19 protein-coding genes are annotated in these 19,258 nt (G+C 49.4%); 14 read left to right on the forward strand and 5 right to left on the reverse strand.

Translation table 11 applies throughout. From position 1 onward, the window contains the following. Positions 1-18: 18 nt before the first annotated feature. The 3 genes from ileS to rpe form a co-directional block, all read right to left on the reverse strand. The gene (gene ileS / locus Mpt1_RS01900) at positions 19-2,967 is read right to left on the reverse strand and encodes an isoleucine--tRNA ligase (protein WP_048111607.1); all 2,949 of its coding nucleotides are present in this window, start codon (positions 2,965-2,967) and stop codon (positions 19-21) included. A gap of 90 nt (positions 2,968-3,057) precedes the next feature. Then, positions 3,058-4,086: a flap endonuclease-1 gene (fen, locus tag Mpt1_RS01905; protein ID WP_048111608.1), complete on the reverse strand. Its 1,029-nt coding sequence runs from the start codon at positions 4,084-4,086 to the stop codon at positions 3,058-3,060. 9 nt (positions 4,087-4,095) lie between these two features. Then, positions 4,096-4,761, reverse strand: a complete 666-nt coding sequence (gene rpe, locus Mpt1_RS01910) for a ribulose-phosphate 3-epimerase (RefSeq protein WP_048111609.1) — start codon at positions 4,759-4,761, stop codon at positions 4,096-4,098. An 87-nt stretch (positions 4,762-4,848) separates the two neighbouring features. On the opposite strand from rpe, the gene Mpt1_RS07675 reads away from it, so the two are divergent. The 11 genes from Mpt1_RS07675 to Mpt1_RS01960 all read left to right on the forward strand — a co-directional run bounded on the left by Mpt1_RS07675 (position 4,849) and on the right by Mpt1_RS01960 (position 13,392). Continuing rightward, positions 4,849-5,016 (forward strand): hypothetical protein, encoded by a 168-nt coding sequence (locus Mpt1_RS07675; protein WP_158386730.1) that lies wholly within the window; start codon positions 4,849-4,851, stop codon positions 5,014-5,016. Between the two features lie 159 nt (positions 5,017-5,175). Next, positions 5,176-5,391, forward strand: coding sequence for a hypothetical protein (locus tag Mpt1_RS01915; RefSeq protein ID WP_048111610.1), 216 nt, complete (start codon positions 5,176-5,178; stop codon positions 5,389-5,391). 7 nt (positions 5,392-5,398) lie between these two features. Next, positions 5,399-6,310, forward strand: coding sequence for a ribonuclease Z (rnz, locus tag Mpt1_RS01920; RefSeq protein ID WP_048111611.1), 912 nt, complete (start codon positions 5,399-5,401; stop codon positions 6,308-6,310). 100 nt (positions 6,311-6,410) lie between these two features. Beyond that, positions 6,411-7,637, forward strand: coding sequence for a methionine adenosyltransferase (locus Mpt1_RS01925; RefSeq protein WP_048111612.1), 1,227 nt, complete (start codon positions 6,411-6,413; stop codon positions 7,635-7,637). 18 nt (positions 7,638-7,655) lie between these two features. Further along, positions 7,656-8,243, forward strand: coding sequence for a DUF4443 domain-containing protein (locus Mpt1_RS01930; RefSeq protein ID WP_238603138.1), 588 nt, complete (start codon positions 7,656-7,658; stop codon positions 8,241-8,243). A gap of 27 nt (positions 8,244-8,270) precedes the next feature. Beyond that, complete coding sequence (locus Mpt1_RS01935) at positions 8,271-9,218, forward strand: TIM barrel protein (protein WP_048111613.1); 948 nt, start codon at positions 8,271-8,273, stop codon at positions 9,216-9,218. 56 nt (positions 9,219-9,274) lie between these two features. After that, the gene (locus Mpt1_RS01940) at positions 9,275-9,424 is read left to right on the forward strand and encodes a 50S ribosomal protein L40e (protein ID WP_048111614.1); all 150 of its coding nucleotides are present in this window, start codon (positions 9,275-9,277) and stop codon (positions 9,422-9,424) included. 109 nt (positions 9,425-9,533) lie between these two features. Further along, complete coding sequence (locus tag Mpt1_RS01945; protein WP_048111615.1) at positions 9,534-10,433, forward strand: response regulator; 900 nt, start codon at positions 9,534-9,536, stop codon at positions 10,431-10,433. Positions 10,434-10,435: 2 nt separating this feature from the next. Beyond that, a complete protein-coding gene (eno, locus tag Mpt1_RS01950) occupies positions 10,436-11,701 on the forward strand; it encodes a phosphopyruvate hydratase (RefSeq protein WP_048111616.1) in 1,266 nt (421 codons plus the stop codon). Positions 11,702-11,705: 4 nt separating this feature from the next. After that, on the forward strand, positions 11,706-12,893 hold the full coding sequence (locus Mpt1_RS01955; RefSeq protein ID WP_048111617.1) for a nicotinate phosphoribosyltransferase: 1,188 nt from the start codon (positions 11,706-11,708) through the stop codon (positions 12,891-12,893). A gap of 178 nt (positions 12,894-13,071) precedes the next feature. After that, a complete protein-coding gene (locus tag Mpt1_RS01960) occupies positions 13,072-13,392 on the forward strand; it encodes a hypothetical protein (protein ID WP_048111618.1) in 321 nt (106 codons plus the stop codon). 103 nt (positions 13,393-13,495) lie between these two features. Here Mpt1_RS01960 and Mpt1_RS01965 read toward each other — a convergent pair whose 3' ends face one another. Then, positions 13,496-15,847, reverse strand: coding sequence for a DNA topoisomerase I (locus tag Mpt1_RS01965; protein WP_048111619.1), 2,352 nt, complete (start codon positions 15,845-15,847; stop codon positions 13,496-13,498). 96 nt (positions 15,848-15,943) lie between these two features. Beyond that, positions 15,944-16,384, reverse strand: a complete 441-nt coding sequence (nikR, locus tag Mpt1_RS01970) for a nickel-responsive transcriptional regulator NikR (protein ID WP_048111620.1) — start codon at positions 16,382-16,384, stop codon at positions 15,944-15,946. Positions 16,385-16,496: 112 nt separating this feature from the next. Between nikR and Mpt1_RS01975 the strand changes: the two genes are divergently transcribed. The 3 genes from Mpt1_RS01975 to Mpt1_RS01985 are packed head-to-tail and all read left to right on the forward strand — an operon-like array spanning position 16,497 to position 19,218. Then, positions 16,497-17,291 (forward strand): asparagine synthase C-terminal domain-containing protein, encoded by a 795-nt coding sequence (locus Mpt1_RS01975; RefSeq protein WP_048111621.1) that lies wholly within the window; start codon positions 16,497-16,499, stop codon positions 17,289-17,291. Further along, positions 17,291-18,613 carry a bifunctional folylpolyglutamate synthase/dihydrofolate synthase gene (locus Mpt1_RS01980; protein ID WP_052399235.1) on the forward strand — a complete coding sequence of 441 codons (1,323 nt, stop codon included), beginning with the start codon at positions 17,291-17,293 and terminating at the stop codon, positions 18,611-18,613. Before Mpt1_RS01975 ends, Mpt1_RS01980 begins: the two co-directional genes overlap by 1 nt. Beyond that, positions 18,523-19,218: an endonuclease III domain-containing protein gene (locus Mpt1_RS01985; protein WP_048111622.1), complete on the forward strand. Its 696-nt coding sequence runs from the start codon at positions 18,523-18,525 to the stop codon at positions 19,216-19,218. The genes Mpt1_RS01980 and Mpt1_RS01985 overlap by 91 nt, the downstream gene beginning before the upstream one ends. The last annotated feature ends 40 nt before the right edge of the window (positions 19,219-19,258 follow it).

Raw genomic sequence — 19,258 nt, forward strand, 5'->3', positions numbered from 1 at the left:
GGCGCACGCCCTCGGTTTTTACTGTTCGGCAGAACTTATACCGATCACTATGTCCTTTCCCGTGACATCCCATGTCTTTATCTCATCCCCGCCGGGGCTGTCTGTGAAGACCAGTTTCTTCGCCCTTACCTCGGACGAGATATGATCCGCCCATGTGTTGAAAAGGCCCACCAGATAAGGTTCGGCGCTCACATCGCAGTTTATGTACTGTTCGACGTTGAGCTTCATGTCCTTTCTCATCTGCTGTATCCTTCTGATGAGCTCTCTCGCATAACCTTCCGCTTCGATCTCCGGCGTTACGTCAAAGTCGATGAAGATCTTCCCGCCGTCGAACTCGACCCCTTCCAGATCCTTAACTTCGCTGTCGGATCTCACATACTTTATCTTCTTGATGTTGCCCTGCTGCATCAGGACTTCTTCAAAGACCGATATCGCTTTGTTGACATCTTTCTCGCCTTTGATGAATATCTGTTTCAGAGGCCATCTGAGCTTGCTTCCCATCTTCGCCCTTTCCGCGGCTATGACCTCAATGACATTCTGTATCAGGTAGGTGCTGCGCTCCAGACCGTCATCGAAGAGGGATTCGTCGCATTTCACCCAATCTTCCATGTGGATCGATTGTTTCTTACCGCCCATGTGCTGATAGATCTCCTCGGCAATGTGGGGGGTCAGCGGCGCAAGAAGCAAAGCGGTGTTCATTATCGCATAATGAAGAACAAAATAAGAAGCCATCTTGTCGTCGTATGAATCGCTGCCTTCGCTCCAGCTCCTGTCCCTTACGAGACGGACGTACCAGCGGGAGAGGTCCTCCATGATGTAATCCTCAAGCGCTCTCGCGACCTTGTGAAGCTCTCTGGACTCAAGGCCGAGAGTGACCGCTTTCTTTACTTTTTCGGTTCTGGAAAGCATCCATTTGTCTTCGTTCCTAAGATTCTTGCTGACGCTTTCCAAGGTATGGGCGGACGGTTCGTAATTATCTATGTTCATGTATGTGGAAGCGAAGTTAACGACGTTCCAGTATGTGTTGAGGATCTTTCTCGCATTCTTCGGCCCGTCCTTCTGGAAAGCTGTATCTTCCCACGGAGCATTCGCTTTTATCAGGTAAAGTCTGAGAGAATCCGCTCCGAGCTCGTTTATTATCTCCAGCGGTTCGATCACGTTCCCCTTTGACTTGGACATCTTCTGTCCTTTAGGATCGAGCACCCAGCCGTGCATCATGACCTCGTCGTAAGGGGCGCGGCCGAAGGACACTACTCCGGACGCAAGCTGGGTATAGAACCATCCTCTGGTTTGGTCGTGGGCTTCGATTATGAACTTTCCGAATCCCCACTTTTCGAAACCCTCTTTTTTTGCGGGATATCCGAACTGCGCCCATGCGGCCACGCCGGAGTCGAACCAGACATCCAGAACATCTTTTACTCTGTGCATGACGGACCCGCATTTCTTACACTCAAATGTGACCTCATCTATCCACGGCCTGTGGGTGTCCATTCCTTCTTTGTACCCGATGCCGCCGCGAAGGTCCTTGTACTGACCTACAACGTGCATCTCTCCGCATTTGCACTCCCAGACGGGTATGGGTATCCCCCAGTACCTCTGCCTGGATATGCACCATTCTCTTGCGCCTTCGACCCAGTTCTTCTCTCTGGATTCACCGGCCCATTCCGGGACCCACTTGACCCTCTCTGTCTCTTCGAGCATTTTTTCTTTGATCTCCGGAACTTCGATGAACCATTGGCGGGTGTTCCTGTATATTATGGGTGTTTTGCATCTCCAGCAGTGCCCGTACCTGTGCTTTGTTTTGTCGGAATTGAAAAGTAATCCTTTATTGGCCAGGTACTTCAGTATGTCCTCGTTGGCGGTCTTTACCTTCTTGTCGGCCATAAGGGGGAACTCTTCTGTGAACCTGCCCGATTCTCCCACGGGGCAGAACGGTTCGATGCTGTATTTTTTCCCGGTTTCGTAGTCATCCGGACCGAATCCGGGCGCCGTGTGGACCAGACCGGTATTATTTTTTTCCACATAGTCGGCGTTCAGGACCTTGAATGTCCATTTGCTTCTCTTCAGGTGTTTCTCGTCTATGAAGAACGGCGGTATGTACTCGAGACCTTCCAGTTGTTTTCCCGACATTTTCTTTATCACATCGAACTTGTCGTAACCGCCCTTCTTTGCGACGTATTCTGCCTGGGACAGCATGCAGATGACCGTTTCTTCCTTTTTGTCAGATGTGAGCTTTACCTTTGCGTATTCTTCTTTCGGGTGTGCGGCAACCGCCATGTTCGACGGCAGGGTCCATGGGGTCGTTGTCCATATGACCAGAGATGCGCTGCCATCTTTCAGCGGGAACCTTACTATCACGGAAGGGTCCGTCTCATCCCAGTATTCGATCTCGGCCTCTGCGAGAGCGGTCTCGCATCTGGGACACCATGTGATGACCTTGCTGGAAGGTCCGAGTAATCCTTTTTCGTATGCTTTGCTGACCGTCCACCATGCTGACTCGATATAGTCTAACTTTATTGTTTGATATGGGTTGTCCCAGTCCATCCATACTCCCAGCTGCTTGAACTGGTCGGTCATGCTTTCTCTCAATTCGACTGCGAACTTCTTGCAGGTGTCTACGAATTTATCTATTCCGATCTCTTCGATCTCTTTCTTTGAGTGAACACCTATCTTCTTTTCGACCTGAACTTCGATCGGAAGCCCGTGCATGTCAAAACCCGGTTGATCTCGGACATTGTAACCGTTCATTCTCAGATATCTGATCATGATGTCCTTCAGGGTCTTGTTCATCGCCGTTCCGAGGTGGATCGCACCTGTTGTATACGGCGGGCCGTCAAGGAAGTGGAATTTCTCTCCTTTGGACCTCAGTTCTTTGGTCTTCTCATAAGCTTTGGTCGAGTTCCAGTAGCTCTGGATCTCTTTTTCTATTACTGGCGCATCATAATTCGCGCGGACCTGCTTTATCATCGCTAATCCTCTTTTGCCCGGTATATCTTGCCAGGCGGTAGAAGGCAATCATCATTATGATTAAATAGTTACGCTATTGGTCCGAATGGGTCAGAACCAAGCATCTAAGCTGCGTTGGCTTTTTTTAGATCTGTTGTTTTTTCTTGCAACATCGATCCTATCTAACGTTCCTTCGATCCTTTCTTTGGAGAAATCATACCCTTCCAGCATGCCGATGATCTTATCCCTTTGAATTTCCGAGGAGGTTGTAGAATAATCGTCGGTGTATTTGCTTTTCAGGAAGATATCTCTCACATCCTGATACAGAGGAATGTCATAGGACTTGGATGAGATCACATGTTCCAGATCCCCATGGTCCTTGATCAGCTTCAAACCTTTCTTCGGACCTATTCCCGGGATGCCTGGGTTGAAATCGGTACCCATCAGGATACATATATCCACAAGCTGCTCCTTCGTTATTTCCAGTGACTCCAAGAATTCTTTTGAATCAATGACCTCTGTCCTTACATCCTTATACTGATCCTTCCCGGGGACCTTCCTCCTGCCGGTAATGGTCATGTTCCTTACAAGTGTGGGTGCACCGAATAACAGCGAATCGAAATCCTGCGACGCTGCGGCCCAGACATCGCCTTTCGAGCACATATACGCCGCCTGCCCCTCCCCGTCAGAAGGAGCGTCCACCATCGGTAAGCCCAGATATGATATGAGCTCTCTTGATGATTCCCTTATCTCAGGCGTCATTTTCGACGTTTGCTGTGCTTTGGAGAATGCTTTTTTGATATCTCCTTCTTCGATCGCCTCTTCCCACTCGTCCGCGGCCTTCTCGCGTCTCTCTTTCCTCTCGGCGAGTATTGCCATTTTCAGCGGGTGTGGTTTGCCGTCGAACACAAAACACGGTTCTATCCCGCTGGTGATGAGATTTGCAGTGCGATAGAGAAGGCCGGATAAATGAGAGGTCACTCTGCCGGTACGGTCGCATAATGGTTGGCCGTCCGGTTGCCTTATGATAGAAAGGAACTGATATATTGTGTTGTACGCATCGATAGCGACCGTCTTACCTTCAAGTTCGGACAACTCCACGGTTTTGGGCTCTGTCAGGCTGGAAAGATTCACTCCCATGGGAAGACCTCATTGTTCGGCGTTCGGCCCGTACCCTTTCCAGAGTGCGATCTCTTTTCCCATGTCGCTGTGATTAAAAAGGGAGCTCCCAGCCGCAAGCACGGTCGCACCCGCATCAACGCACAATTTTCCGGTGTTCCTGTTTATCCCGCCGTCGACAGATATCTCGAGCCTCGGGTTCTGAGCATCGGCATACTCTCTGACCCAGCCGATCTTCGACAGGCCCACTTCTTTGAAGCTCTGGCCGCCGAACCCTGCCTGCACGGTCATGATCAGCACCAGATCGACCAGATCGAGATAAGGTTCGATACTCTCGATGGGTGTTCCTGGGTTCAGGGTTATTCCGGGCTTGATGCCGTGATCCATTATACTCTTGAGGGCTCCTCTGATATCCCCGTCCGCTTCCACGTGGACAGTGAGCATATCGGAACCGGAATCTGCGAACGCTTTAACGTACCTGACAGGGTCTTGGATCATAAGGTGGACATCAAAAGGCATCTTGGTCAATTTCCTCAACGATGCGACCACGGACGGACCTATTGTGATATTCGGTACGAACATCCCGTCCATGATGTCGAGGTGCACCCAATCTGCTCCGGCGGATTCTATTCTCCTGACCTCTTCCCCCAGTTTGGAGAAATCGGCGGACAGCATGGACGGTGCGACCTTGGTCATGAATGGGCTAATGCACTCATCTGATTTAAATTTTGGATTTGAACTGTGTGTTTTGCACGCTCTCGGAAAGGGTCAATCGCTCTTGCCATGGGCGTGATCGACATTTCGAACGAACCGCCATCTATTTCCCAGGTGCAAAGCGGCTTTACGTTCCAGTTCGTTTCGACATCCAATAACTTTTCTTCGCGCAATGAGAGGACATGTGTGATGTCAGGTGCATATGACGTAGGGTCGCTCAGCGGCGGCTTCTCCTGATTTCAAATATGCGCTTATCGTTCAATCGTTTTGCAGCGAAAACACCGCTCGATCCGAAAGAAAGCGGTTCCCACTATAGTTTATGAAAAAAGTCAACGCACAACCTCCGACCAGAACTTTTCAAGAAAATAATATATCTTTCGTTTCAGTTAAGCATCCATGGCACTGACCAACCACAATAAAACGGAAAAGGTCTGCGATGTTTCCGGCTGCGACAAAGAGGCAGAGAGGTCTATAAACATGAAACAGTTCGCCAAGTCCTCGTTAAAACTCAAAGATTCGAACGTAAGAAGCGTGCACCTCTGTAAAGAACATTATAAGACATATAAGAAAGAAACAAAGACAAGCAGAGAGATCGACCAGATCTACCGATGAGGAAGAAATGCTGGACATTTTGTTCCTTGGCACAGGCGCAAGCATACCTTCCAGAGAAAGAGGGATGCCGTGCGTGGCGGTGCGCTGCGATTCCGAAGTTGTGCTTTTTGACTGCGGCGAGGGTACACAGAGACAGATGATGGTTTCGCCGATGTCATTCATGAGGATCAAAGGGATCTTCATAACACATATGCACGGGGATCATTTCCTCGGGCTGCCGGGCCTGCTTCAGACAATGGGGCTTTCCGGGAGGAAGGATAAATTGGTGGTATGCGGGCCGGAGGGGCTGTCTGCGGCTCTCAAAGCGATATTTTCGGTGTGCGAAGGGAACATTGAATATGAGATAGAGGTCAGAGAGATAGCGCCCGGCGAAAGAATAGAATTCAACGGTTTCGCTGTTTCGGCATTCAGAACAGACCACAGCATACCGTCTTTCGGTTACAAATTGGTCGAGAATGCATTCAGAGGCAGGTTCAACAAAGAGAAAGCGATCAAACTCGGTCTGAGACCCGGTCCGGACTTCTCAAAGCTTCAGAACGGCGAAACGGTGAACGGTGTGACTCCCGAGATGGTCATGGGATCCTCAAGACCCGGCTGCAGCATCGTTTACTCCGGAGACACAGTCCCGTGCATGGAACTTTCAGAAGCCGCCGCTGGAGCCGATGTGCTCATCCACGAGTCGACCTTTTCCGGGAAAGAATCGAAGCTCGCCGCAGAGCACAAGCATTCCACATGCGTTCAAGCTGCCGAGACGGCAGAAGAATGCGGATGCAGGATACTGTTTTTGATACACATAAGCAACAGGTACGACGATAAATGGTTCATTGAAAAAGAAGCGAAGGCCATCTTCGACAACATTGTCGTCCCGAGCGATATGGACATGTATAAGGTGTCAATGGCCGAGATACGGCTGGTCTGAACATCTTCAAATCCGTTTTCGTCTGAATTAATTTATTAATGGGGAGAATAATACATCAACATCATACTAATGTTTATGGTGCGTCAAGAAGGAATGAAAAATGGGAAAGAAAAATATCTATGTGGCAGGTGTCAATGAGGTACCGCTGCCGAAAAGGAACATCGAGATCGTAGAAAGGAAAGGAATAGGACACCCCGACAGTGTTGCCGATGCGTTAGCCGAAGAGGTAAGCAAAGCGCTCTGTAAAATGTATATCAAAGAGTTCGGGCACGTCCTCCACCACAACACCGACGAGACCCAAATTGCGGCAGGTCAATCAGCCCCGAGATTCGGCGGAGGTACAATAATAGATCCGTCGTTCATTCTTCTTGTGGGCCGCACAACGACCCATATCGCTGTCGGGAAGGAAGAGAAATCCCTTCCATGCAAACCTACCGCTCTCAAAGCGGCCAGAAAATACCTGGATAAGACATTCCCCAATCTGGACGTCGATTCAGAGGTGGTGGTCGATGCCAAGTTGGGAATGGGATCCGACGATCTCACCGGCGTGTACAAAGCGTCCGGACACCTCGCAAACGACACATCGTTCGGAGTGGGATATGCTCCGTTCTCGATAACAGATAAACTTGTTTTGAAAACAGAAGAATACATAAACGGAAACCTTAAAAAGAAACTCCCCGAGAGCGGTCAGGATGTAAAGGTCATGGCATCCAGGGTGGGTAACAAGATAACCCTTACAGTCGCCTGCGCCATGGTCGACAGATACATCGCGGACATGACAGAGTACAGGTCGGCCGTGGAGCAACTCAAAAGCTCGGTACTCGACAATGCACTTAAGATAATAGGCTCGCAGAAGGTCACGGTGGACCTGGACGTCAACACAGGCGATGACTACAAGAGGAAGGTGATCTACCTTACCTGCACCGGAATGTCCCAGGAGATGGGAGACGACGGGTCTGTGGGAAGAGGTAACAGATGCAATGGTCTTATCACACCGAACAGGCCGATGTCAATGGAAGCGACATCTGGAAAGAATCCGATCACTCACATTGGGAAGATATATAACATAATGTCCAAAATGATCGCTGACGATGTGGCGAAGAGTATAGGAGGGGACGCTGAGGTGAGAGTAAGGCTGCTTTCTCAGATCGGAAAACCCGTTTCCGAACCTCTCAACGCATCGATCGACATCGTGACCACGAACGCAGATTCCGACCCGAAACTTCCGAAGTGGAAGTCAGAAGCAGAAGCTATCGCAGCGGACTGGTTGGACAATGTTGACAGGGTATCTGAAAGCATCATAAACGGAAAGGTCAGAACATTCTGATACGGTCCTCGGGGATAAATGATGAAGATAATCGAAGTTCCTCAGTTCGGGCCGATGTTCAGATTCTCTGATGCGAACATCTACTGGGCACTTCATCTTCTGTCTGACGGCAGGAGGATAGGCAGGAAGAAACTGTCCGAGATGGTCGGAGTCGGTGAGGGAAGCATGAGGAAGATCATAGATACCCTGAAGAACTGGAATTATGTCATCGTGAGACAAACGGGCATCACCATCACCAAATCGGGACAGGCGTTCCTTTCTCAGATCCCGATAAGAGTGGTGGATGTCGAACTCGGAGACTCAACGGTCGGGTCCTTCTCTCAAAGCGTATTGGTAATGGGAGTGGCAGACAGAGTGTACAACGGGATGCAGCAGAGGGATGCCGGGATCAAGGTCGGTGCGACCGGCTGCACGACCGTTGTCATCAGGGACGGCGCACTCATGATACCTCCCGACTGGAATGTCGATGAGAGAAACCCGGAGCTTGCATACAAGATCCGGAAGGAGACGGGCATCACACAGAACGATGCCATCATCGTAGGGAGCGCAGACACAAAGATGCTCGCTGTGGAAGCGGCGATAAACGCAGCTTTCGAGCTCATATGAAACCTTTTTATTATTTTACTTAAACTCATGAAACATCTGTTGAACTATTCTGTCATGCAGGGCGTGGAAGAACTTCCACTCGGAGGACATGGTCTGAAAGACATCCGGTGCGATGGGTTGGAGTTGTTCACACTTTTTGAAAGGATACCAGATATTTACAAGGGGATGTCCGTTTCGGTGCATCTCCCGTATGCCGTGGATTGGTACAGCGGGTGGACAGGCAAGGCCGATCCGAACGAGTTTGATAAAGATAACGTGAAATTCGTTATGTTCGGAAGGGACAGGGAAGAGGCTGTCGAGAACATCAGAGCGATGATAAGTTTTGCAACCGAGATAAGACCAGCTTACGGCGTTATCCACGCAAGCACAACGAACCTCGATGAAGCGATGCTCAGGAAGCAGACGGACAACAGCAAAGACGTTCTGGAAGCGTTCTGCGAGATGATGAACAGGGCAGTGTCCGGGTTCAAAGGGAACGAGCCTCCGTTCAAGCTTGTCTTCGAGAACCTCTGGTGGCCCGGATTGAAGCTGAAAGATAAATGGGAGTACGAATACATGGATTCGCACTTAGAATTCGATAACTGGGGGTTCTGTCTCGACACGGGGCACATGATGAACACGCTTGATGATGCGTACGACGAGCGGAGATGCATAGACAGGCTTCTGAAGATATTCGAAAAATATCCCGATGAGATGAAGGACCGAATAAAGAACATGCATCTGCATGTGAGCACCAGCGCAGAATTCAGGAACACCTTCAAAGAAGAGGCCAGACCTCCCGGAGAGACGATGCTCGAGGCTGTTACAAGGATATATCCTCATGTTTCGAAAGTGGATCAGCACAGGCCATTCTCGAACAGAGACTGTAAGCTGCTTGTCGAGGCGATATCTCCGGATTTCGTGACGCATGAGATGAGCGGTCCGACCACGGAGCACGTGATCAGAGATTTTGTTCAACAAAGGGCACATTTTTAATTATACGAATCTTATAAATAATACTTCAATAATGGGACTGCCAGAGGAATTAATAAATGGCGCGTTTTAAAGAAGCTGAGCACAGGCTCCTTGAAAAATCCGTATGCATGAGTTGCTATGCTACGAATCCCAAGAAGGCGGATAAATGCCGCAAGTGCGGATACAGCAACCTCAGGCCAAAAGCAAAAGAGAGCAGAAAGCAGTGATGCTTTTGTGTGAAACTTCCCCAGCTTCTTTTTATGAACGGGGCCGCACTCACTCCTTTAATATACTTCTGGGGCAGTTAGGTATCATCTGATATCGGGAAGTAATAAGATGCATGTTCTGATAGTGGATGACAATGCTGCCCTTCAGGCGGTCCTGGCCGAAGTTATTGCCGATGCAGACAATACGGTCGAGGTCGTTTCTTCCGCCGATACGGCTTATCCGTTAATTATTTCGCATAGCCACGATGTGATGATCATCGATATCGACATGCACAACGGGGAGGGGCTGGCGCTTTTGAACAGGATGCAGAGCACCGTTCCTCCTATAGATATCCCCGTCGTGGTGATCCGAAGCAAGAACAAACAGATACCGCAGGACATCTCGATGATAAAGGGTCATATCGAGAAACCATTCTCATCGTCCGATGTCCGGAGGGAGATAAACAAAGCTCTGGCCGCAAATGCCGAAGCGAACGATCCGCCTCAAATGCTGGAAGAGAAGATCGAAGAGACCATCCCAGAGAGTAAGACCTTTATTCAAAGGAAAGTACCCTTTGGGAGATCATATGTTTTGTTCCGCAGCAGTCCGGCCGCGATAAATGATCTGATAGCATCGTTTGACAATGAAGGTTGCGATGTGCTCGTTGTAACGACCAGAAAAAGGAAGACAATAACAGAATGGTTCAGGAGCGATAATGTAAAAGCTCTTACAATGACGGTAAGGCTGTTCGGCGGCCGTTCAAGCATATATAGCCTCGGCTCTATGATCGAGGAAGTGGATGAATTCATAAGGAACGGTAACAGGCCGGTGGTCGCATTTGATAACCTTAATGAAATAATAAACAGGAATGGAATGAATTCCGCACTGACGGCGTTACACCAAATGATCACAAAGAAATATGGCAAGAGTGTATCGTTCCTTGTTTCCGTCGACCCTGAAACGTTCACTGCGAAAGATAGAGGGATTCTGCTGAAACAAATGGAAGATTTTGATAAGATCGGTGAATAATAATGAAGATCGAAAAAGTATGGGCCAGAGAGGTACTCGACTCCAGGGGGAACCCCACTGTCGAGGCCGAACTCACTGTGCGCGGGAAGAAAATAACTGCGATCGCTCCATCGGGAGCATCAACAGGCACATGGGAGGCCCATGAGTTGAGGGACGGCGGCAGCAGATACAAAGGAAAAGGCGTTCTCACCGCTATCGAGAATATAAAAGGAGAGATAGCAAAGACGTTGGTGGGAATGGATCCGTCAGACCAAAGAAGCATCGACTATGCCCTGATAGACCTGGACGGGACCGACAATAAAACAAGGCTCGGCGGTAATGCTCTGGTCGCAGTATCTCTCGCGGCGGTCAAAGCCGGAGCTTATGCTCTGGGAAAAGAGGTCTATGAGCATGTTGGAAATGATCATGTCACTCTTCCTGTACCAATGTTCAATATAATCAACGGAGGAAAACATGCCGGAGGGGACCTCAGTATACAAGAGTGTATGATCGTTCCAGCTGGCGCAGATTCGTTCTCTGAGTGTCTGAGGGCTTCCTCGGAGATATACATGGAGCTGAAATCCATTTTGAAAAAGAAATACGGCGCAAGTGCGGTGAACATCGGCGACGAAGGCGGGTTCGCCCCACCGCTCGGAACCGTCGCAGAGGCGCTGGAAACGATAATCTCCGCAATATCCGCAGCAGGATACTCTTCAGGAAAGGATGTTTTCCTTGCTATCGACGCAGCTTCGTCGGAATTCTATGACAACGGCGTCTATGACGTCGACGGAATGAAACTTTCCGCGGGGGAGCTGGCAGACCATTATGCAGATCTGGCTGACATGTTCCCTCTGATAAGTATAGAGGATCCGTTCTTCGAGGATGATTTTGACACAACGGCTGAGCTTACATCAATGATCGGGAAGAATGTCCAGGTCGTCGGGGACGATCTCTTTGTAACGAACACAAGACGTTTGTGCAAAGGCATCGAAATGGGCTCCGCCAATGCCATGCTTCTGAAAGTGAATCAGATCGGGACAGTGACCGAATCGGCAGACGCGGCACAGGTGAGTTTTGACAACGGTTACAATGTGGTGGTGTCACACAGGTCCGGAGAGTCCGAGGACACAACGATCGCAGATCTTTCCGTCGGCTGGGGATGCGGCGAAATAAAGACAGGCGCCCCCGCAAGGGGAGAGCGCACCGCAAAGTACAATCGGCTGCTGAGGATAGAAGAGGAACTGGGGTCAAAAGCCGTCTTCCCGGGAAAGAAAGTATTCAGAGTGTGATAAGATGGAAAAGCTTTTCATTGCCGATGAAAAAGATGTGCGCGATGGATACACAATGGATATCTACTTCGAAAGAACGAAGAAGATCCTCGAGGCATCCGGACTGGCCGAAACCAAAGTTTGCGCAGAGATAACAGGCAGCTCTCTCCCGAGAGGATGGGAGTGGGGAGTGTTCTGCGGGCTGGAAGAAGTGATAAGGCTTACGGAAGGGCTTCCCATATCGATATATGCCGTTCCCGAAGGAACATTATTCAAAACAAGGACCCCGGACAGCGTACGCGTCCCCTTAATGAATATTTTCGGCGCGTATACGGATTTCGGCATATTCGAAACGGCCATTCTGGGAATGCTCTGTCAGCCGTCCGGCACAGCAACAGCTGCGGCGCGCACCAAGATCGCGGCTAAGAACAAGACCGTATTGGCATTCGGGAATAGAAGGATGCACCCTGCGATCGCAGGCGTCCTGGACAGGTCATGCTATATTGGCGGATGCGACGGCGTATCATCAAAGATCGGCGGTGACATCATCGGCAAAGAGGCAATAGGCACGGTCCCGCATACGCTAATGCTCCTCATGGGAAGCAACGATGCCGCTTTCAGAGCATTCGACAGGGTCATAGAGAAGGAAGTTCCAAGAATAATGCTGATAGACACATTCTCGGACGAAAGGACAGCGGCGCTGGAAGCATGCACCTCGATCAAGGACCTCAAGGGCGTGAGGCTTGATACGCCCGGTTCGAGAAGAGGCAACTTCAAAGAACTCATCAACGAGGTAAGATGGGAGTTGGATATGAATGGGCACAAGGACGTCGATATCATCGTTTCGGGAGGGCTTGACGAGTCATCCATCGCCGATATAGTGGATACTTCCGTGTCAGGGTTCGGTGTGGGGACTTCCATAAGCAATGCGCCTACATTGGATCTATCAATGGATGTCGTTGAAAAAGACGGGCAGCCGATCTCAAAGAGAGGCAAATTCGGCGGAAGGAAATTCACGTACAGATGTCCTAAATGTTTCGAGATGGGTGTTTCCCTCAGACCGGATGACAAGGTCGTCTGCGGCTGCGGCAACAAGATGGAAATGGTCGAGAAGGAAGTGCTCCGCAACGGCAAAAGGGTAGGTAAGGAGAGGACGCCGTCCGACATCCGCGACTACGTGATAAAACAACTCAAAACGGCCGGAAAACTCTGACTTTCCGGCGATCTTTCATGAAAAAAATCCCTAAGAGGTGATATATAAATGTATCCTAAAAATTCTTTGAATCTCTGCCGTTACCGAGGGGTATAAATAGGGTTGTAAAAACCCGAAACAGAAAGCTTATATCCCTACTAAGATATGGGATGTCTAAGGTTAGTCTATCGCATAATGGATGGGATTTGTGACGATAACGATCGCAAAAAATAGGGGGCGTGCAATCATAGTTCACAGCTTTACATCCAACAGAGTAATTCCGCAAGGTGATGCCGGCATTTTAACGCTGGATAGCGCCGGCCCGAGATCTTTTACTAAGATATATTGTGCCTGCGGAAAGATAGTGGACCTTGATAAAAAGAAAATGAACATCAAAAAATCATTGAAGAAAGATCTCGAATGCACCACATGCAGGAACGCACGCATATCCCGGGAGATCGATTCTATAAACGAACATTTTGATGGGCCGCTTTCAAAGGAAGAAGAGTCGTTCTGTTGAATTAACAGTCATAGTATAGAAAAGACACAAATAACACGATTTTTATAAATCGTATGTATGATAAAAATCCTTTGTCGGCGGGAGATATGAAAACGCTGTTTTCTCAGGCAATCTCCTTTTTTGTCTTCGTTGATGTACCTTTCTTTGTCGGAACGGTCTTCGTACCCGTCTTCTTGACTGTTGCCTTGTTGACAGGCGTCTTACGGGTCTTTCCCCCGCGGGTATCGCAGTCGGGGTTGATGCACTCTCTGTGGCCGTTGAACTGCACCTCCGGAGCGCCGCATACTGCGCATTGATCGCCGGAAGGCGCCACTGTGCCTCTCGGCCTGAGCGGGTAGGTCTGAGTGCATTTTGGCCATTCCGAACATCCCGCAAAGCGTCTGCCGCCTTTAGAGAACATTATCCTGATCGTACCCTTATGACAGGTCGGACACAGGCCGAGATTATTCTTCTCGGTGTTGCACTTGCACTTTGGATCTATACATTGGATCACCGGCGGCATGCCCTTCCTTATGATCTTAAGTTGCGCAAGTCCGCATTCCGGACAGGCCGTCTCGGTGGTCTGTATCATCGCACCTCTCGGTAAAGGATATGCTCTTGCGCACTCCGGGTACCCATCGCATCCGATGAATTTCCCATTCTTTGATTTCTTGATGGTCATGCTGCTGCCGCAGGTGGGACACAAGCCTATGAACTGTTCAGACCTCAAAGCGGATCTTATGTCCTCGCCGAACTGTTCCTTTTCGGAAGTAATCTTCTTTGCGACAACGAAAAGCATATTCTGTGATTCTTTTACAACTTCCGTTAAAGTGTTGTTGCCTTCACTTATATCGATCATGTCGGATTCGAGTTTCGATGTCATTTCCGGTTCGGTGATGCCGCCGCCGTGTTTCTCTAACGACTTGGTGAGAGCGGTACCGCTGGCAGTGGGGATGAGATTGTTCCCCTCAACATAGTTCCTGGAGAACAGCTTTCCGATGATCTCATGCCGTGTACTCTTTGTTCCCAGCTGTAATCTGTCCATTTCTTGGATAAGGGATCCCTGATTGTATCTGTATGGCGGCTTTGTCTCTGATTCTTCGAGGTTCTTCGATCTTATCTCGATCTCGCCCCCGACATTCAACTTCGGAACGCGGCTCTCTGCGGACTTAAGGTACTTCTTATAGTATTTCTTCCAGCCCGGATCTTTTTGGACATAACCGTCGGCCTTGAACGTTTCTCCCGCAACTTCGATCTCGCAGTCGGTGATCTCGGCTGTTGCGTTGGGACCCACTGTTGCCAGGAACCTTCTTACTATGAGCTCGTAAAGTTTCCACTTATCGCCCTTCATCTTATCCGAGCTTGCACCGGCCGTAGGGTATATGGGCGGATGATCGGTGGTCCTCTTCTTCCCCCTGGAGGGGACGATCTTGTCTTGTTTGAGTATCTCCTCAACCTCTTCTTTGAACTCTGAGTCTTTGAGCTTTTCAAGAACTCCCTTCATGCTGAGGCTCTTCGGGTATTCGGTGTTCTCTGTCCTGGGATATGAAATGTAACCGCTGGTGTACAGATCCTCTGCGAGTTTCATCGCTACGCTGGGCGGGATGCCGATCTTGTTGGCCTCCACCTGCATCATTGTGGTGTCGAAGGGGGCGGGGCGGTACTCTTCCTTCATGGAAACAGTGTATGCTTTGACCTTCCCGGTCTTAGCGTCGGCGATCGCAGACATTACCTTATCCGCATCGTCTTTGCTCCAGAACGGATTCTTTACATGCACTCCTTTGAAAGCCAGCATGCCGAATTTCCCTATTATGTTCCAGAACGGGACCGGAACGAAGTTTTCGATCTCTTCATGGCGGTCCACCAACAATTTGAGCGTAGGGCTTTGAACTCTTCCGACAGACATGAAATTCTTTCCGACCTGACCGGACGACAAGGAAACAAGCCTTGTAAGCACTGCGCCCCACGAAAGGTCGATGATCTGCCTGGCCTCAGCGGCATCGGCGAGCTTTTTATCAGGCTCTGTGAGTTCGGAGAATGCTTTTTCCACTTCTCCCTTTGTGAGTGCGCTGAACTTAGCGCGTTTGACTTTGGAGAGATCGGCGTTCACGGCGGTAACTGTTTCCATCCCGATAAGCTCTCCTTCTCTGTCAAAGTCGGTTGCGATTATTATCTCATCGGAGGTCTTAACAAATTCCCCGATCTTATTGAGTATGGATTTTACTTTTACTTTTTTGATCGGCTCGGCATATACCATGTCCACCGGAGAGATGCCGCCCCAGTCGTTGTATTCTTCGGGATAGTCCAGTTCTAAAATGTGCCCCCTAAGGCTCACAACTGTATATTCGTCCCCTCCCGCTTCGAATTTTATCACAGTGACGTCCTTTCCCGATTCGGATTTTGATTTTCCGTCAGACAATATTGTGGAAATCCTCCTCGCGGCATTAGCCTTCTCCGTAATAATCAGTTTTCTCATTCGACCATGCGATACCTAAGGATTATTTAATTATTGGGAACTTGAAAAATCAACATCAAAAGCATCAAACAATGACCGCATTATGTGTTTTTCCGGCTAACGTCTCACTCCGATGTGGTGCATATGGCCCGTGGACTGAGAGGCCATGGTGAGCTTGCATCTCAGAACGCCTTTGATCGAAGAGACCTCGTTTGTAAGCGTCTTAAGCTGACCTAGCTCACCTTCGACGATCAGGATCTCCATACATCTGTCATGGTCGAGGTGCACATGCACAGAGGTGTTTATGTTCTGCATCTTTCCGTGCTGTACTTCTGTGAGCTTCTCTCCGATCCCCGTTGTGTGGTGGTCGTAGATCATTACGATAACGCCGCACATGTAGTCCTTGTCGTTCTTCCATTCGCTCTCGGCAAGGGAATCGCGCACCAGGTCCCGTATCGCCTCAGATCTGCTGACATATCCTTTCTTTGAAATGACTTTATCAAATTCCTTCAGAAGTTCAGGCTCAAGAGAAACACCGATGCGCGTAACACCATCCATATAAGATAATCATAATCCATGTTAATATAAAATATGGCACGCGGGGTCGCTTTTTGCTCAGAAACGGAACGGACATCGTTGTCTTTATCTCCGAGCAGTCAATACACAGTCGATGACAGGCGGCTCGGAGGACCTGAGGAAAGCATTAGAAGACGCCGTGTGCGATGCGGTTACCGGAAAGGACATCGCGGTCGCATTCTCAGGCGGGCTCGATTCAGGCATCATTGCCGCATTAGTGAAAAAACATGCGAGAGAGGCCACACTCTATACAGTTGGAACAAGAGATTCCCACGATGTCAAAGAAGCAGAGATATCGGCAGAAGAGCTGGGGATGAGCGGAGGATACCTGGAGATAAACGAGGACGATGTCCTCGAAGGCATAAGGGAGATCCTCTCCATAACGGGAATGAAAGATCCGGTCACGGTGTCCTTCGAGATCCCCCTGTATTTTGTCTGCCGGTACGCAGAGGAGAAGGATATCCTCACGGGTCAAGGTGCCGACGAGCTTTTTGCTGGGTATTCGAAATACGTCGGTCTCGGAGAAGAAGATCTGAAAAGAATGATGGCAGAAGATCTGAAGAAAGTGCTTGAGTTAACTGTTCCTTACGAAAAGAAGATCGCAGAGCATTTCGGGAAAAGGATCCATCATCCATTCCTCGACAAAAATGTGATAAGGGCGGCCGGGGAACTGGACATCAATGAATTGATCTCTTCAGAAGATCCAGCTTCCAGAAAGAGGGTTCTGAGAGAGGCCGCCAAGACCTTCGGATATGCCGGGATATCCTCAAAGGAGAAAAAAGCCGCCCAATACGGCTCCGGCGTGATGGTCCTGATAAAAAGGATCTGCAGGATGAACGGTCAGACCTTTGCCGAGTTGATAGAGTTCATAAGGAGAGAGGTATTGTGATGGACGAAGATGCGCTTTCGTGGCTGTTCTCATTCACAGCGCAAGGAATAAAATTAGATCTGGATAATACGAATGCCCTGTTAAAAAAACTCGGCGACCCGCAACTTGGAATGAAATATGTGCATGTCGGCGGAAGCGACGGAAAAGGCTCCATTTCCTCAAGTATAGCATCGATCCTGATATCATCGGGCATAAGAACGGGGCTGTACACATCGCCCCATATAGAGGATTTCAACGAGCGCATCACCGTCAACGGGGAGATGATAACGGATGCGGAGGCGGAAGAGATACTGGAAAGAATGAGGGGTTGCGTCAAAGAGATGGAATCCGCGGGGAAGACGCCCACATTCTTCGAATTGATAACGGTAATGGCGTTCCTTCACTTCAAGAACAAAGGCGTGGAATATGCCGTTCTGGAGGTCGGGATGGGCGGGAGGTTGGACTCCACCAATGTGATAATCCCGGAAGTAAGCGTTATCGGCAACATCAGTATGGAACACACTGAATATCTCGGCGATACGATTGAAAAGATAGCTTTTGAGAAAGCCGGGATAATAAAACCAGGCGTACCTTGCGTCACATTGAACGGCGGCCCTGCGTTCAATGTTCTTAGGAAAGCGGCAGATGAAAGAGGCGCACCGATCACCCGCATCGACCCGACAGACATCATCATCAAAAAAATGGATGAGAAAGGAGTCGATTTCAGTTACAAAGAGGAAAGATACAGGATCTCCATTCCCGGAAGCCGTCAGGCGGACAATGCGTCAATGGCGATCGAGGCCGTGGCCAAATTGAAGATATACGGTCACTGCCTGAGATGCAACGTAAAGAAAGGGCTCAGGGATGTGAGGTGGCCGTGCAGGCTGGAGAAGATCCCCGAGTTGCCGATAATATTGGACGTCACCCACACTGCGGCGGGTTCGAAAGCTCTCGCAGAAGATATATCAAAAATATACGGTAAGGTAGATGTTGTTATAGGGATGCTCAAAGATAAAGACCCAGACACAATGGCAGAGAATATTTCCATGATCTCGGACAGGACGTTCATCACCATGCTCGATACCGAGAGGACCGCAGGACTGGAAACCCTTCTAAGAGCATTCGGCAATAAACTTCCGGAGGTCATTGCCTGCGAGAACGTGTCCGACGCTATGGATACGGCGATGTCAAAGAATAGCGGCAGAAATATATTGGTAACAGGGTCGTTTCACACGACAGGGGAGGTAATAACATGGCTGAAAAAGATGTATCCCGGATCTTGGATATACTCTCAAAGGATTATGGAAGAGGAGCATACCCGGGAAGGTCGTCGGAAGGACTGAATCCCGAGTGGAAGGCTGATCCGTTCCATGTGCTGATCTCAACGATCCTTTCCCAAAGGACCAAAGATAACAACACCAGGAAGGCATCCGACAACCTATTCAGAGAATATGATTCCATCGAGGAATTGGCCGAAGCGGATACAGATACAGTTGCGGCTCTGATCCGTCCCGCCGGGTTCCCTCAGCAGAAGGCAAAGGCAATCGTGGAGTGCTGCAAGATATTGAAAGATCACCATGACAGTAAGGTCCCGGAGGACACAAGGACGTTGTTGACATTGCCGATGGTGGGTAGGAAGACGGCCGCCTGTGTGCAAGCATATGCGATGGGGATCCCCGCAGTGTGCGTAGATACGCATGTCCATAGGATATCCAATCTGATCGGACTGGTCAATACCAAAGACCCAGCAGGTACTGAAATGGAGCTAATGAGGATAACTCCGAAAGAGAGGTGGATAGACATAAACAAATATTTTGTCAGGCACGGACAGACTGTCTGTCTTCCAAACCATCCTCGTTGTGGGAAATGCTCCGTTCGCTCTATGTGCGATCATTCAGAAATGATCATCAGAAAAGGAACTGTGTTTCATAATTCGTTGGCCCGCTGACCGATGGTGATTAATTTTCAGAGGACCATCGTCCGGTGCT

Origin of the sequence: Candidatus Methanoplasma termitum, assembly GCF_000800805.1 — an archaeon.
Taxonomy (GTDB): Archaea; Thermoplasmatota; Thermoplasmata; order Methanomassiliicoccales; family Methanomethylophilaceae; genus Methanoplasma; species Methanoplasma termitum.

Excerpts from the sequence above, each read along its gene's own strand:
- ileS (WP_048111607.1), bottom strand. The coding sequence starts at position 2,967 with ATGATAAAGCAGGTCCGCGCGAATTATGATGCGCCAGTAATAGAAAAA.
- Mpt1_RS01930 (WP_238603138.1), top strand. The coding sequence starts at position 7,656 with ATGATGAAGATAATCGAAGTTCCTCAGTTCGGGCCGATGTTCAGATTC.
- Mpt1_RS01960 (WP_048111618.1), top strand. The coding sequence starts at position 13,072 with ATGGGATTTGTGACGATAACGATCGCAAAAAATAGGGGGCGTGCAATC.
- Mpt1_RS01945 (WP_048111615.1), top strand. The coding sequence starts at position 9,534 with ATGCATGTTCTGATAGTGGATGACAATGCTGCCCTTCAGGCGGTCCTG.
- fen (WP_048111608.1), bottom strand. The coding sequence starts at position 4,086 with ATGGGAGTGAATCTTTCCAGCCTGACAGAGCCCAAAACCGTGGAGTTG.
- Mpt1_RS01980 (WP_052399235.1), top strand. The coding sequence starts at position 17,291 with ATGGACGAAGATGCGCTTTCGTGGCTGTTCTCATTCACAGCGCAAGGA.
- rpe (WP_048111609.1), bottom strand. The coding sequence starts at position 4,761 with ATGACCAAGGTCGCACCGTCCATGCTGTCCGCCGATTTCTCCAAACTG.
- Mpt1_RS01925 (WP_048111612.1), top strand. The coding sequence starts at position 6,411 with ATGGGAAAGAAAAATATCTATGTGGCAGGTGTCAATGAGGTACCGCTG.
- Mpt1_RS01985 (WP_048111622.1), top strand. The coding sequence starts at position 18,523 with ATGGCTGAAAAAGATGTATCCCGGATCTTGGATATACTCTCAAAGGAT.
- Mpt1_RS01955 (WP_048111617.1), top strand. The coding sequence starts at position 11,706 with ATGGAAAAGCTTTTCATTGCCGATGAAAAAGATGTGCGCGATGGATAC.
- rnz (WP_048111611.1), top strand. The coding sequence starts at position 5,399 with ATGCTGGACATTTTGTTCCTTGGCACAGGCGCAAGCATACCTTCCAGA.
- Mpt1_RS01965 (WP_048111619.1), bottom strand. The coding sequence starts at position 15,847 with ATGAGAAAACTGATTATTACGGAGAAGGCTAATGCCGCGAGGAGGATT.
- Mpt1_RS01975 (WP_048111621.1), top strand. The coding sequence starts at position 16,497 with ATGACAGGCGGCTCGGAGGACCTGAGGAAAGCATTAGAAGACGCCGTG.
- Mpt1_RS01940 (WP_048111614.1), top strand. The coding sequence starts at position 9,275 with ATGGCGCGTTTTAAAGAAGCTGAGCACAGGCTCCTTGAAAAATCCGTA.
- nikR (WP_048111620.1), bottom strand. The coding sequence starts at position 16,384 with ATGGATGGTGTTACGCGCATCGGTGTTTCTCTTGAGCCTGAACTTCTG.
- Mpt1_RS07675 (WP_158386730.1), top strand. The coding sequence starts at position 4,849 with ATGGGCGTGATCGACATTTCGAACGAACCGCCATCTATTTCCCAGGTG.
- eno (WP_048111616.1), top strand. The coding sequence starts at position 10,436 with ATGAAGATCGAAAAAGTATGGGCCAGAGAGGTACTCGACTCCAGGGGG.
- Mpt1_RS01935 (WP_048111613.1), top strand. The coding sequence starts at position 8,271 with ATGAAACATCTGTTGAACTATTCTGTCATGCAGGGCGTGGAAGAACTT.
- Mpt1_RS01915 (WP_048111610.1), top strand. The coding sequence starts at position 5,176 with ATGGCACTGACCAACCACAATAAAACGGAAAAGGTCTGCGATGTTTCC.